Below are 12920 nucleotides of genomic sequence, written 5' to 3' on the forward strand. Positions count from 1 at the left end.
CACACGTTGCCTAAAACGATGATATACCTCCCAAAAACCAATGATTGAATTTTCCTAACCACACAATCCACCTCAAAAACGGGATGGGCGCCTCAATTTTATGTTAGAAGAGTGAAGTAGCTGTCTTGTCAGGAAACCTTTTAGCGATGTTTTTTCCCGGTGCTGCTGTGCGCGTGGTTAACCTTAGCGATACCTACTACGGATTTCAAGGGCAGGTGCAGCGAGTTTCGGATGGTAAGGTTGCCGTTCTGTTTGAAGGAGGCAACTGGGACAAGCTAGTTACTTTCAATGCTTCTGAGTTGGAGCCGTTGGATAAGCGTCGCGGCAAGAAGTAAATCAACAATTGGGGTTCTGGTTGTAGTGCCTGTGAAGACGCACTGAATATTTCAGAGACAACAGGATGGCAGTGGTTAAACTAGAGGGGCAATTTTATTTGCCACTGTAATGCTATGCCTGACTACCCTGGAATTAGTCGCGATGCTTTTCGCCATCCCCTGGACCAGCAAGCTGAAGCTACCCTTAGGTCTGTGCCAGGGTTTGACATCGTTGCGCGGAAATTCGTCGAGTTCATGTACGAGCGACCCCAGTTTGTTTCGCTCATGGGCAACAATGTGCAGGTTGGGCCTCAGCAATACGCTAGTCTCTATCAAATGTTTCGCAACTGTGTGCGGGCACTAGATGTGCAGCCGGAACCTACGCTTTTTGTTGCTCAAAATCCTCAGGTAAATAGCTACGCAATTGGGGAAGAGCATCCCTGCATTGTCATCAACACAGGATTGCTGGACCTTCTGAGTGATGATGAAATTCGTACCGTAATGGCTCATGAGCTGGGGCATGTCAAATGTGGTCATACGACTCTGACGCAAATGGCAATCTGGGCCATGAATACGGCGTCTGTCATTGGCGAGCTAACCTTTGGGATTGGTAATGTTGTTAGCACTGGTCTCATTTACGCCTTTTATGAATGGCGACGGATGGCTGAGTTGTCTTGCGATCGCGCCGCATTACTGGTTACTGACAATTGGCAACTTGTCGGTCAAACGATGATGCGCATTGCCGGTGGCAGCAACCGCTTTGCCCATGAGTTGAATTTTGCCGCGTTTGAACAGCAGGCTGAAGCCTATCAGCACCTTGATGAGGATGGGCTTAGCCAGGTCTACAAATTCCTGCTCTACAACGGCAATGGTCAGGGGCCAATGCTGAGCCATCCGTTTCCGGTTGATCGCCTCAGCTACCTGAAGTCTTGGGCCAATTCTGACGAGTATCATCGGATTAAAGCGGGCCATTATCAGCGATCGCATACCGATGGAACGGTTAATGTGGGAGCCACCGCCAGAAATGGTGAGGTAGATCGGCTGCGCCGAGAACTCGCCGATTTACAGGATGAATTGGAAAGGCTCAGACACTTATAGCTCAGCACTTTGAGAAATAGGCTAGTGGTGAGTCAATGATTTATTGACGGGTAAAGGTGACATTCATCGAGCATCCCATTCGACGGCAGCATCCGCCACTGCTTGATCTACGGTCTTTTGTCCTAGCATGGCGGCTTGCAAATTAGTGTAGATAGCTTTTTGCAAGACTTTGACATCTTCCATCGCTGGAATCAGAACCTCAGCATCCTGCATTTGTCCTGCACTCACTGAACGCGCCACTGTCACAGGCTGGGCATCTGCTGGAGGCTCCGTGAAATAGGTATCAGATAGCGCGGCTGTTGTTGATGGCAGAACATTAGCCGCTTTTGCGAAAGTCAACTGGTTGGCATCATTCGTGACATAGAGAGCAAACTCAAGAGCAGCTTCCGGTGCATCGGTAGAGCGAGGAATCACTAAGTTCATAACAGCAACGTTTTTCTTGCCGGTCTCTCCAGTGATTTGAGGACTGCTAGCGGTTGCCTCTGCAATCTCTGGTGCGTTCTTCTCAATAGTGCTGAGGAATTCAGCTCCTGCCGCAAGAATGGCAGTTTCACCGGCCTGGTATAGCTCTACTGCACGCCGATGCCCTTGGGTCAGTACTTCGCGCGGCAGCAACTCCTGTTGATATAGGTCTGTCCAATATTGGAAAACGGCCTTGCCTGCTGGCGTATTAAAAGCAGCATCGCCATTGTCGTCCACTAGAGGCACGCCCATTTGCACAAAGGACTGCAATACGTCGGCAGCATCTTCTGGGACAAAGGAGATGAAAAAAGCATATTTGCCCGTTTTTTCTTTGATCTCTCTAGCTACGGTTGCCAACTCAGCATAGGACGTGGGTGGCTCAGTAATTCCGGCTTCTTCGAACAGAGACCGGTTGTAAAGGGTGACACGAGTGGTGAGGTACCACGGCAGCCCAAAACTTTCGTCGTCTAAGGTGTTGGCAGTCCAAATTTTGTCGAGATAGAGGGCTTTTGCATCGGAAGAAACGCGATCGTCCAGAGGCAGCCAGGCTTGTTTACTCGCCAACTGAGAAGCAAAATCCGGGTTCAGGTTGACCACGTCAGGGGCTGTGCCTGCAGAAACTGCCGTTAGAATTTTGCTTTGCATATCTCCCCATGGCACATCAACCCAGCGCACGGTGATCTCTGGATTTTCGGCCTCAAACTCAGCAATCAGCGTATTGAAGTAGTCGGTGAAGTCTGGCTGTAGCTGCATGGTCCAGAATTCGATTTCTTGAGGACCATCGGAGGCAGCACCAGAAGTTGAATTGGGGTTGCCGCAGCTGATGAGCCAGCTAGCCAGTAGACCGATCGCCATCCAGAGACCAAAGCGTTTCCAGATACGGGAAATGTGAGCCATATGTTTTTGGAACTGTGGGAGAGACGATTCAAGGATAATAGAACATCGTGACCACCACTAGACATTAGGATGGCGTATTACAGGGGCTGTCATCATTTAGCGCTCAAATATTTTCGACAACCTGCGAATACTGCCATTTTGAATGCTGACAAAGCATTAAGTGCGGGAATGGATTACTGCCCAAATACACCTACAGGAGGACGGTGACTTGACTGGCGCAAGCGATCGCTCTTTCTCTGGCTTCTGCGACGGTATCTCCCAGCGCTAGCGCCACTCCCATACGACGATTGGGATAACAGCGGGGCTTGCCGAATAGCCGGAGCTTGCTGGTGGGAACGGTAAGGGCTTTGGCCATGCCTGTGTAGCGGGGATGATCGCTGGAGCCAGTAGCCAGAATGACGGCTGAGGCTCCTGGTTGCACCAGCGTGATGTCACCGATGGGGAGACCTGCGATCGCTCGCACATGCAATTCAAACTCGGAGATGTTTTGGCTGATCAGGGTGACCATACCTGTGTCGTGAGGTCGAGGACTAACTTCGCTGAAGTAGACCTTTTGGGGCTGATCCGGTGCTCCAGCAATGAATAGCTCTACCCCAAAAACGCCCCATCCGCCTAAAGCATCCGTGATGGTTTTGGCGATTTGCTGACATTCTGTCACCGTCTCGGGATGAAGCGGACAAGGCTGCCAAGATTCCCGATAGTCGCCAGATTCTTGACGATGTCCAATGGGAGGGCAGAAGAACGTGCCATCTTGAGCACGAATGGTCAGCAGGGTAATTTCGGTCTCAAATTCGATGAAGCCCTCGACAATGACTCGGGTCGCCTGTCCCCGACCAGCCTTGTGGGCATAGTTCCAGGCAGCATCCATATCCTCGGGCGATCGCACTAAGCTCTGCCCTTTTCCTGACGAACTCATAATGGGCTTAACCACACACGGCAAACCGATGTCGTTTACAGCTGCCCGATAGGCTTCCCAAGTCTCGGCAAAGCGATAGGGTGAGGTCTGCAAATGCAGTTCTTCCGCTGCCAAACGACGAATCCCTTCTCGGTTCATGGTGAGACGGGTCGCTTTAGCTGTTGGAATGATAGTCCAGCCCTCTTTTTCTAAGTCCACTAAGGTGTCTGTCGCGATCGCCTCGACCTCAGGCACGACTAAACTGGGTTGCTCTTGCTCAATCACTGTCCGAACCTGTGTCCCGTCCAGCATGTTGATCACGTGAGCACGATGAGCTACTTGCATCGCGGGAGCATCCGCATATGCATCAACAGCGGTAACTTCTAACCCAAAGCGCATGGCCTCTAGAGCAACTTCTTTTCCTAATTCACCCGATCCCAGCAGCAGCAAGCGTTTTGCATCCGATAGGGTAGGGGTTCCCCAAATAGACTCATCGCTTTGAGCAGCCATCTCACGCATAACATCACACCCAATCAGGACAAATCGATAGATTTTTTCGATTTTTTCTTATATTAGTTGGTTCACTTTTCTAGATTGTGTGTAACATCTCAGGTGAATCAATCAATAAGTTTCCAATTTTGAACGATTTTGGTTGGTTCTAAAGGAGTCTTTAGTGAGTCAACCAAAAGTTTTTTGGGGTTAATGATCGCATTAACGACTTAAAAGGAGGGGTGCAGATTCTCGGCTTGCTCTAAAGTCAGGTTGAGAAAGACATAATTGAATCGGATCTAATGCGATCGTCTATGGGGAAGCAGTCGCTTTGCTGATGCCAAGCTTGGCGTTTGCTGAAATTACGGATAAGTGTGTCAAGCTCGAAAATCGTATTTTTAGCGGCGATCGCTCTTCGAGAGCTTTCCTGATCCCTGAGAAATTGTGTCCTATTTAGTTCGGTAGCAATTCCGACCTAAATTATGTACTATGCTTTAGCACAATTTTTGTAAACGTTTACTTCAAAATTGGCTTAGCAGAGTACAACTAGACATCCGTTTTTGTTAATGAAGGTGTGAACGGAGACGACGGTGAACATCATTCAGTCCCTATTTTCCTCCAAGCGTCAGAGTGTAGGTATTGAGCTTACTCCTGAACGGGTTAATATCGCCCAGGTACGAAAACAGGGGCAAAAGCTAAAGCTTGAAACAAGATCTTCTGTTGAATTGCCTGAAGGTGCTTTTCAAGAGGGGCAGATTATTGATGCTCCTGCAGTTGCAGAGGCCATTCAGACCGGGTTGGTCGAGGGGCGATTAAAAACAAAATATGCTGCGACGGGTATTCCAGGTCGAGCCATTACTCGCGTCATTCCAGTTCCTTCTGAACTGGATGAAAATGAGCTTCGGGAAATGGTCCTAAATCAGGAAGCCAGCCTCTATTTGCCTTTCCCCCGAGAAGAGGCAGACGTTGATTATCAAAAGCTAGGATTTTTTGTTGACGAGGATGGAATTGAAAAGGTCCAAGTTTTGTTAGTTGCGGTCCGAAAAGAAATTACAGATTCCTACATCGAGACATTTCAGCAAGCAGGGATCAATCTTGCAGTATTAGAAACAACCAGCTTTGCGCTGATCCGAACGATTCGCGATCAGCTACGGCAGTTTACTCCACAAGAGGCTGCTGCGATCGTCGATATCGGTTTTGAAAGCACAGAAATTTCTATCGTTGTCGATGGCATTCCTCATTTTTCCCGCTCGGTTCCCATTGGAACATTTCAAATTCAGGGGTCTTTAAGTCGTGCCATGAACTTGCCGCCGTCCCGCAATACTGACTTGCTGCAAGGAATGACGGTTCCTACGACGCCTATGGATACAGTTGGATCGCCTCAACCCATTACAGGCGGGGCTTCAAATCCAGGGACTGCTGCAATGCTCAGGATTTTAGGCGAGCTTTCAGATGAATTAAGGCGCTCAATTGATTTCTACCTCAACCAAGCTGAAGATATGGAAGTCGCTCAGTTGCTGTTAGCTGGGCCTGGGGCGGCGATTGGGCAACTGGATGAATTTTTTGCTCAGCGATTAAGCCTCCCTGCTAGCCAGATAGATCCAGTGGCAGCGCTTTCGTTGGACGTAGCCGAGGACATTGCGCTAGAAGAGCGTCCTGGGTTAGCGACGGTGATTGGTCTTGGGCTAAGAGAGGTATAGGGCATGTACGGTCTAGACATCAATTTTCTGAAAGATCGGGAAATCCGGCCTGTTGAGGTGACTCAAGTTAAGCGAGCGTCCCCAGCCGGAAATCGAACCCCCCTGTTCGTTGGATTGGCAGTGGCGATCGCGGCGTTGGGTTTAGTCGGCGGATACTGGCTGTATCTCCAAAACGCAATCCAGCGCTTGGAAGCACGAGAACAGGAGCTAGATGCTGCCATTGCCACCATTCAGGAGCAGCTTCAGCAGATTGAAACTGTGCAAGCGCAGATTGAACTGGTGCGGCAAGAAAACCAGGCGTTCGTGAACGTCTTTAATCAAATCCGTCCATGGTCTGCATTCTTAAAGGAATTGCGCGATCGCACTCCAGCCCGCATTCAGATCGTCTCGGTCTCCCAAACAGCGGGTACTCCAGTACCCACGAGTGGAGTTGAAGGCGAAGGCACTCCCCCACCAGCAACCGGAGGCGTCAACGTGAGTGGGGTGGCTTGTTCTTTTGATGATGTCAATGACTTCCTATTGACGCTACAGCGATCGCCTTTATTGGAAGCGAGCAGTGTTGCGATCGCCAACGCACAAAAGCGAGATGAATTACTCGATCCTGATATTGATGGCGTCTGTCCCAATTCTCCACCCAATCGACCTGAAGTATTGGTGGACTTCACTCTGGAAGGAAACTTCTCCGATGTTCCTTCTGCCGATTTGCTAGACATCCTAGACCGTCAGGGAGCTGTGGGTTTGGCAACTCGAATTCGTGCCCTTCGAGATTCAGGAGTAATCGAGACACCATGACATACAACGACGATTTTGTTCCTGTTGAGGACATGGAGGATCTTGAAGGCCCGAGTTATCCAGTGGCCTTCGGTGTTGAGCTAACGCCCAAAGTTCAAGGAATTGCTTTGGCGGTGCTGGGATTAGGTGGAGCCGCTTTCCTGTTCACCCGCATAGTGACACCACTGCAAATCGAGAAAAACGATTTGGAAGCCCGCATTGAGCAAAAGCAAAACACCCTGGACAATCAGGAAGAAAGCTTACGGCGAATTGAAGAGGTCCAGGCTGAGCTAGATCGTGTGCTGACTCAGCGAGAAGGCATCTACAGCCTGTTGGGCGACCCCAACAGTCTAGACACGCTGCTGCTAGATACCAATCAACAAATCGAAAGGAGCAACGCTTCGATCGCTGAGGCGATCGCTGGCAATTTGTCTGAAGCCCAGGCCGCTACACTAACGTCCATCGGTCTGAGTCAGCAGCAAGTTGATCGCATCATTCGCGAATTTGCGGCTGATCCAATTGCCCAACGACAAGTCTTCACGTCAGAACTGATCAGCTTTGACCCCGTTGGCTTACCCAGTCCTGTTGGGGATGAGTATGGTCCAGAGCTGAACGGCAAGTTAGAAAAGCAGATTGTCAACGTAAACCTTCGAGGTCTCTTCCCTCAAACGCAAAACATTCTTTTCAACCTAGAGCGACTGGAACCCTTGCTCATCATTCGAGATTTCAATCAATCGCTGGCAGATATTCCAGCAGGCGTTGAAACCGAGGAAGAAGAGTTCAATCGCTTAGGTGTCCGTCCCCTACAAACATCCTTCACGATGGAAGTTTTAGTGCCCATCGGCGACCCCCGAGAACCTCCCATCCCCCCTGCTCCTGTGCCTGCCGAGGGCGAAGAAGGGGCAGAAGGAGAGGCCCCTGCCGAAGGCGAAGCGGCTCCAGAGTCATAGTGGTTCGATTGTGAGGAGTGAGCCAATGTCTGCAGGGGGGAGTCAATCATCATCAAAATCCAGAACTTTTGTGAGAGGGAGTGAACTGTGAAACGATTACTAGGATATGGAAGTTGCTTGGCGGGCAGTACCCTGTTGGCTCTAGCCGCGCAACCAGTGTATGCAACATCCACCATGATCACAGGGGTAGAAGTTATCCCGACTGATGGTGGAGCGCAGATCATTCTGCAAACGGAAGCAGGGGATGTTCCAGAAGTATTTGCGGTCAACCAGGGGCATACTCTGCGAGCCGATATTGTCCGAACCCAGCTCCGACTAGCCGAAGGAGAGCAGTTCGTACAGCAAAATCCAGCTCCTGGAATCGAGGCGATCGCACTGACGCCGTTGGACGGTAATAGCGTTCGACTGACTGTGGATGGGAGCGATCGTATTCCGATGGGAACCATCGGCGAATCCAGTAATGGCGGTATCATCATTGACGTTGCTGCTCAGCCTGAAGGAACGGTCCCTCAAGCCAGTACTCCGGTCCCTGACGAGTTAGTGACCGTTCCTGGTGAACCGGAAGCCGCTGACGATATTATCGCCGTCCCTAATCCAGAAACGGTCGCTCAGGCAGAGACTCCTGATGCGCCGCCAGAGACGCTTGCCGAACCAGAAGAGGCAACTGAGGGGGAAGTAGACTCCACGGCACCTCAACCGGATGTTTTGGTTCCTAATCCCCAAGTCATTATTGAGGGTGTGCCAGTACCTGCCCCTGAGGTGCAGGTGACGCCGCCATTCTTACCCGCCGCAGTGGCTCCTCCGGTTGGAGATATTGCCGTTTCGGAAACTGTTCCTGACTTCGGTGTCATTGATTTGGGCACTGCTGAACGGGTTCCCAGACTAGTTTTGCGAGATGCTCCCTCACGGGAAGTGCTGTCTTTGCTGGCAAGAGCCGCCGGTCTAAACCTTGTCTTCATTGATGCCAATGGGCAAGAAGAAACCGAAGAAGCTGCCGCTGCCGCCGCCGGAGAAGGGCCTCCCATCAGTCTTGATATTGAAAACGAATCCGTTCAGGACGTCTTCAATAGCGTTTTGCGCGTCACCGGTTTACAAGCCAACCGTGTAGGCAGAACCATTTACGTGGGGCCGAATCTCCCCACCTCAGCTCAAAACATTGTTGTCAGATCTCTGCGCTTAAACCAAATTGACGCAGCGGTTGCTAGTAATTTCTTGGTGGGCTTGGGAGCTGAAAGCGCTGTTAGCCGGGAACGACAAGTCACCTCTGTTAACGCAGTCTCCGTTGAAGAGGGTGTTCCCCCCATTACAGAAACGCAGACGACCACTGAAGAAAGAATCGAAACTCAGCGGGCTGAATATGAGGATAGCAATCCTATCTTCCGTGGTCTTCAGGTCATCGCTGAAGAACGAACCAATTCAGTCACGCTAGTAGGCTCACCTCAGCTAGTTGAACTCGCTACTGCTCAGCTGGTCCGGCTCGACCTCCGCCGCCGTCAGGTTGCTGTCAACGTCAAGGTCATTGATATTGATCTGAATGCTTTGGATGCCTTTGGCACCAGCTTCTCATTCTCGATTGGCAACTTTGACTTCGCTTCCCAGGGTGGTGTTGGCGTCATCAATTTTGGCGGACAAGCTCCCGGTGGAACAGGCTCAGTTCCTGAGCCTGGTGTGGTTCCCATTGGTCCTCAAGACCTTTCTGGGAACAATCCTGCTTTATCAACAGGAGACTTTCTCTTCCAGGTCCTGGCTACTGTTCAAGAGGGGAATGGCAAGATTCTGACTGATCCGACCCTGATTGTGCAGGAAGGCCAGACCGCCTCTGTGCAACTGACGGAGGATGTGATTACCGACTTTGAAGTTGATCAAGAAGTCACTGATACTGGACAGGTTTCGCAGACCCTTAGCGTAGAGACAGAACCTGCTGGACTGATTCTTCAGGTGGATGTTCAACGCATTGATGACAATGGTTTCGTAACGCTGTCTGTAGCTCCCTCAATCTCAGCTCCGACAGGGGTCGCAACCTTCGGATTCACCGGGGTAGACAATGCCTTCGTAACCCTTCTGGCCGAACGTCAGCTTTCCTCCGGTCAGATTCGTGTCCGAGACGGTCAGACATTGGTGCTGTCAGGCATTATTCAAGAAACTGATCGAACCACGGTCACAAAGGTGCCGATTCTGGGTGATTTACCTTTGTTAGGTGCGCTTTTCCGGAGTACGAACCGTGAAAATTCTCGTCAAGAGTTGGTTGTGCTGCTGACACCTCAGATTCTAGATGATTCTGAAGAGTCGACTTTCGGTTATTCCTATACACCTAGTGAAGAAGTCCAAGAATTACTGGAGCGCTAACACTTAGCCATCGTTTTTGAGTTCACACACCTCCTGTTCTGGTAAAAAGGCCAAAACCCTCTCTCTTAAAGGGCTTTGGCCTTTTTTTTCGCTTTGGTAGGAAGGCGGAAAGGACGTAATTACGTTACCTTTCGTAAAAAATCGCCGGAATCGATATAAATTAAAGCTTTCAACGATCCATATTTTGAAAGTTGCCCTTAGAATGGGGCAGTGAAATTCCGGGATGTCAGGGGTTTCAGCGATTCGGGCAAAGAGACCTCTTTGTTTCGATCGCCGCCCTGAGATCTCTGTTCCCCAGAAGGAGACTCACAAACATGAACAAAGGTGAATTGGTTGATAAGGTTGCCGAGAAATCGGGCGTTACCAAAAAGCAAGCTGACTCAGTTCTCACGGCTGCCATTGAAGCCATTATGGAAACGGTGTCTAGCGGCGATAAAGTAACCCTGGTTGGCTTTGGCTCTTTTGAGCGTCGTGATCGTAAAGAGCGGGAAGGTCGCAATCCCAAAACGGGTGAAACGATGGTTATTCCTGCAACTAAAGTGCCTGCCTTTTCTGCAGGTAAGCAGTTCAAAGAGATGGTGAGCAAATAGAAATCAACAATTCCGTTGGAAGATATTCCGTTTAATACTCGACCTAATCATGGGGGGAACGTTGAGTGGGCTGCCCAAGTGGCCCGCTGTTCTCCCCATGATTTGCTTGATTTCTCTGCCAGCATCAATCCTTTGGGTCCACCGGATTCAGCGATCGCAGCCATCCACAATAATCTCGATCAGCTATCCCGCTATCCCAATCCTGACTACAGCACTCTGAAACAGGCTCTGGCACACCACCATGGTATTTCTCCAGCATGGATTCTCCCTGGCAACGGAGCCGCCGAGCTGTTAACTTGGGCCGCTCGATCGCTGGCTGAACTAGAGGCCGTCTATTTTTTTACGCCTGCTTTTGGCGACTACCAGCGATCGCTGACAACCTTTAATGCTCCAACGGTTGCTTGCCCAATCTCCCTTACTGCGGCGGAAAATAATGCCGTTGATTGGGTTACCACGCTTCATCAGCAGCTATGTCATGCCTCTAATCGTTGTGGACTCCTGCTAAATACCCCCCATAACCCGACTGGGTTGGTCATTCCTTTAGACCTGCTGACTGAACTCTTAGAGACGTTTGCCTTAGTCGTGGTGGACGAAGCCTTCATGGATTTTTTGCCGCCTGAAGCTCAATGCAGCCTGATTGATCAGATCGAACGATGGCCCAATCTAATTGTCTTGCGATCGCTCACCAAGTTTTACAGCCTGCCTGGATTGCGTTTAGGCTATGCGATCGCTCATCCCGATCAGCTTCAGTGCTGGCAGCAGTGGCGCGATCCTTGGCCTGTTAATATCCTTGCAGCAGCGGTGGGTGCAGCCGTCTTGCAAGATCACGACTATCAACAGCAAACCTGGGAATGGCTGGCGACTGCCCGCTCAAAGCTATTCGAGCAGCTTCAGGCTATTCCTGGCTTGCATCCCCTACCGGGACAGGCAAACTATCTTCTGATTCGTTGCGATCGCCCTGGCTCGCAGCTCCAGCTTGATTTACTGAAGCAACATCGCATTTTGGTCCGCGACTGCTTAAGCTTTCCTGAGTTGGGCGATCGCTACATTCGCGTTGCCGTCCGCTCTGCAAAAGAAAACGCGATACTTGTCAAAGCTCTCACTCAGTGCAAAACTATACCTTCTTAGTCCACAACAACCCAAAAAGCTGAAGCCATTGCAATGAAGAGGATAAGCTCTTAACTCAGACCTTTGCTATAGAACTTTTCACGGACAAGTTTCAGGCTTGTTTTTATACTGATTCAATTGCGAAAGCTAGTGACCTCATGGGAATTCTGACAAGGAATCTTCCATCGTTACGCGAGGTCATATGTTCGGGATATTAGCATCAGTTTTAGTAGCTCAAGTTTCTACCACAGACTGGGTCTGCTGGATGGATATGGGATATGGCCCTGTTGATATGAGCAATATTTGTGGAATAAGTGCCAATGCCGAAGCATCATCAAATCAAAGTGAAGAAACAACCGCTGAATCAAATACGCAAAACGAGCCAGCCTTTGCTTATGGCACATTTATCCCATTACCTGGTGTCTGGGAATGCGCAGAGGCAAGATCCGACCAAGTTATCAATAGTGCCGCCCAAACTTATGAAGTTGGTATGTTTGAACGTTTTTTGGATCAGTGCGCTGCTGAACTAGGGGTAATAGCTACCTTCAATTCTCCGAGCGGTCGGCTAGAAATTGTTGAACCAATAAGGAATGAAGGATTTTGGGTCAGGGTTCCAGATGATCGAGAGGGTTATGGACCCTTCGAGCGACGGAGCGAAGCTCAAGAGTGGGCCAAGGAAAACTTTGTACAATTCTTCTAAAACTGCAAAGTTTACCTCACTTAACTCCGTGACCTGGTTTATCCTGATCCTATTGGTTCACGAGAGAATTTTCCGTGTTTGAATACCTGCTGCGACGATATCAGCCTACTCCAGGAGACGTTCTAGAGGTACTAGAACTACATCAGTTGGCTATTGAATTTAAGCAGGAGCAGCATTATCGAGAGGCCTTAGAAGCTCACTATCAGGAATACGATCAGCTCGTCGAACAAAACCAGCGAGATCATGCCGCAATGCAGCAAGAACCAAATCTATTTGCGCTCTTCTGCAAAAAGCGTCAATAGGTTGACAACGACGCTGGCTAACCTAGAACTTCCAGTTCGTTTTCTCTCAAGTGAGCTTTGAAGGGACGCTTTGCGCCCTCAACCTGAAATTGAACAATCACCGGAAAATTAGCGCTGATAGGGCGACCTTGCCAATCGGATAAGACAGCCGTGACTTCACCTTCTAGCCCTTTGCCATCATAGGCGGTATTGCGATGCAGGGGATGATGGTAGAAAATAACCGATTCTTTGATGCGAACGCGATCGCCAACCTGCATTGCCAACTCAGCCTCCTCTCAGCACTAGCTTCCGCCCTCACT

Annotated in this window: 13 protein-coding genes; 10 read left to right on the plus strand and 3 right to left on the minus strand. The window is 50.0% G+C overall.

Annotated elements, in window-relative coordinates:
* The first annotated feature begins 146 nt into the window (after positions 1 to 146).
* Positions 147 to 335, plus strand: coding sequence for an NAD(P)H dehydrogenase subunit NdhS (locus PN498_RS24885; protein ID WP_272066153.1), 189 nt, complete (start codon positions 147 to 149; stop codon positions 333 to 335).
* A 114-nt stretch (positions 336 to 449) separates the two neighbouring features.
* Positions 450 to 1412 (plus strand): M48 family metallopeptidase, encoded by a 963-nt coding sequence (locus tag PN498_RS24890; protein WP_272066154.1) that lies wholly within the window; start codon positions 450 to 452, stop codon positions 1410 to 1412.
* 63 nt (positions 1413 to 1475) lie between these two features.
* Here PN498_RS24890 and PN498_RS24895 read toward each other — a convergent pair whose 3' ends face one another.
* Together PN498_RS24895 and purT are read right to left on the minus strand one after the other, a co-directional pair.
* Positions 1476 to 2771 (minus strand): ABC transporter substrate-binding protein, encoded by a 1296-nt coding sequence (locus PN498_RS24895; protein ID WP_272066155.1) that lies wholly within the window; start codon positions 2769 to 2771, stop codon positions 1476 to 1478.
* A gap of 190 nt (positions 2772 to 2961) precedes the next feature.
* Positions 2962 to 4185, minus strand: a complete 1224-nt coding sequence (purT, locus tag PN498_RS24900) for a formate-dependent phosphoribosylglycinamide formyltransferase (protein ID WP_334312288.1) — start codon at positions 4183 to 4185, stop codon at positions 2962 to 2964.
* Positions 4186 to 4745: 560 nt separating this feature from the next.
* Here purT and pilM point away from each other — a divergent pair.
* The 8 genes from pilM to PN498_RS24940 all read left to right on the plus strand — a co-directional run bounded on the left by pilM (position 4746) and on the right by PN498_RS24940 (position 12621).
* The gene (gene pilM, locus PN498_RS24905) at positions 4746 to 5855 is read left to right on the plus strand and encodes a type IV pilus assembly protein PilM (protein WP_272066156.1); all 1110 of its coding nucleotides are present in this window, start codon (positions 4746 to 4748) and stop codon (positions 5853 to 5855) included.
* Between the two features lie 3 nt (positions 5856 to 5858).
* The gene (locus PN498_RS24910) at positions 5859 to 6647 is read left to right on the plus strand and encodes a PilN domain-containing protein (protein WP_272066157.1); all 789 of its coding nucleotides are present in this window, start codon (positions 5859 to 5861) and stop codon (positions 6645 to 6647) included.
* Positions 6644 to 7576, plus strand: a complete 933-nt coding sequence (locus PN498_RS24915) for a hypothetical protein (protein WP_272066158.1) — start codon at positions 6644 to 6646, stop codon at positions 7574 to 7576. The genes PN498_RS24910 and PN498_RS24915 overlap by 4 nt, the downstream gene beginning before the upstream one ends.
* A gap of 87 nt (positions 7577 to 7663) precedes the next feature.
* A complete protein-coding gene (locus tag PN498_RS24920) occupies positions 7664 to 9922 on the plus strand; it encodes an AMIN domain-containing protein (protein WP_272066159.1) in 2259 nt (752 codons plus the stop codon).
* 314 nt (positions 9923 to 10236) lie between these two features.
* Positions 10237 to 10512: an HU family DNA-binding protein gene (locus tag PN498_RS24925; protein WP_272066160.1), complete on the plus strand. Its 276-nt coding sequence runs from the start codon at positions 10237 to 10239 to the stop codon at positions 10510 to 10512.
* 15 nt (positions 10513 to 10527) lie between these two features.
* Entirely contained in the window at positions 10528 to 11640 is a 1113-nt protein-coding gene (gene cobD / locus PN498_RS24930; protein ID WP_272066161.1) for a threonine-phosphate decarboxylase CobD, read from the plus strand.
* 181 nt (positions 11641 to 11821) lie between these two features.
* On the plus strand, positions 11822 to 12319 hold the full coding sequence (locus tag PN498_RS24935) for a hypothetical protein (RefSeq protein WP_272066162.1): 498 nt from the start codon (positions 11822 to 11824) through the stop codon (positions 12317 to 12319).
* Between the two features lie 74 nt (positions 12320 to 12393).
* Positions 12394 to 12621 (plus strand): hypothetical protein, encoded by a 228-nt coding sequence (locus PN498_RS24940; protein WP_272066163.1) that lies wholly within the window; start codon positions 12394 to 12396, stop codon positions 12619 to 12621.
* Between the two features lie 17 nt (positions 12622 to 12638).
* Here PN498_RS24940 and PN498_RS24945 read toward each other — a convergent pair whose 3' ends face one another.
* Positions 12639 to 12878 (minus strand): ferredoxin-thioredoxin reductase variable chain, encoded by a 240-nt coding sequence (locus PN498_RS24945; protein WP_272066202.1) that lies wholly within the window; start codon positions 12876 to 12878, stop codon positions 12639 to 12641.
* Positions 12879 to 12920 lie beyond the last annotated feature (42 nt).

Origin of the sequence: Oscillatoria sp. CS-180 (genome assembly GCF_028330965.1) — a bacterium.
Lineage (GTDB): Bacteria > Cyanobacteriota > Cyanobacteriia > Phormidesmidales > Phormidesmidaceae > Halomicronema.

Bases quoted from the DNA above. Each gene is read 5' to 3' on its own strand.
- PN498_RS24945 (WP_272066202.1), bottom strand. From the start codon at position 12,878: ATGCAGGTTGGCGATCGCGTTCGCATCAAAGAATCGGTTATTTTCTAC.
- PN498_RS24910 (WP_272066157.1), top strand. From the start codon at position 5,859: ATGTACGGTCTAGACATCAATTTTCTGAAAGATCGGGAAATCCGGCCT.
- purT (WP_334312288.1), bottom strand. From the start codon at position 4,185: ATGCGTGAGATGGCTGCTCAAAGCGATGAGTCTATTTGGGGAACCCCT.
- PN498_RS24890 (WP_272066154.1), top strand. From the start codon at position 450: ATGCCTGACTACCCTGGAATTAGTCGCGATGCTTTTCGCCATCCCCTG.
- PN498_RS24925 (WP_272066160.1), top strand. From the start codon at position 10,237: ATGAACAAAGGTGAATTGGTTGATAAGGTTGCCGAGAAATCGGGCGTT.
- PN498_RS24935 (WP_272066162.1), top strand. From the start codon at position 11,822: ATGTTCGGGATATTAGCATCAGTTTTAGTAGCTCAAGTTTCTACCACA.
- PN498_RS24885 (WP_272066153.1), top strand. From the start codon at position 147: ATGTTTTTTCCCGGTGCTGCTGTGCGCGTGGTTAACCTTAGCGATACC.
- PN498_RS24915 (WP_272066158.1), top strand. From the start codon at position 6,644: ATGACATACAACGACGATTTTGTTCCTGTTGAGGACATGGAGGATCTT.
- PN498_RS24895 (WP_272066155.1), bottom strand. From the start codon at position 2,771: ATGGCTCACATTTCCCGTATCTGGAAACGCTTTGGTCTCTGGATGGCG.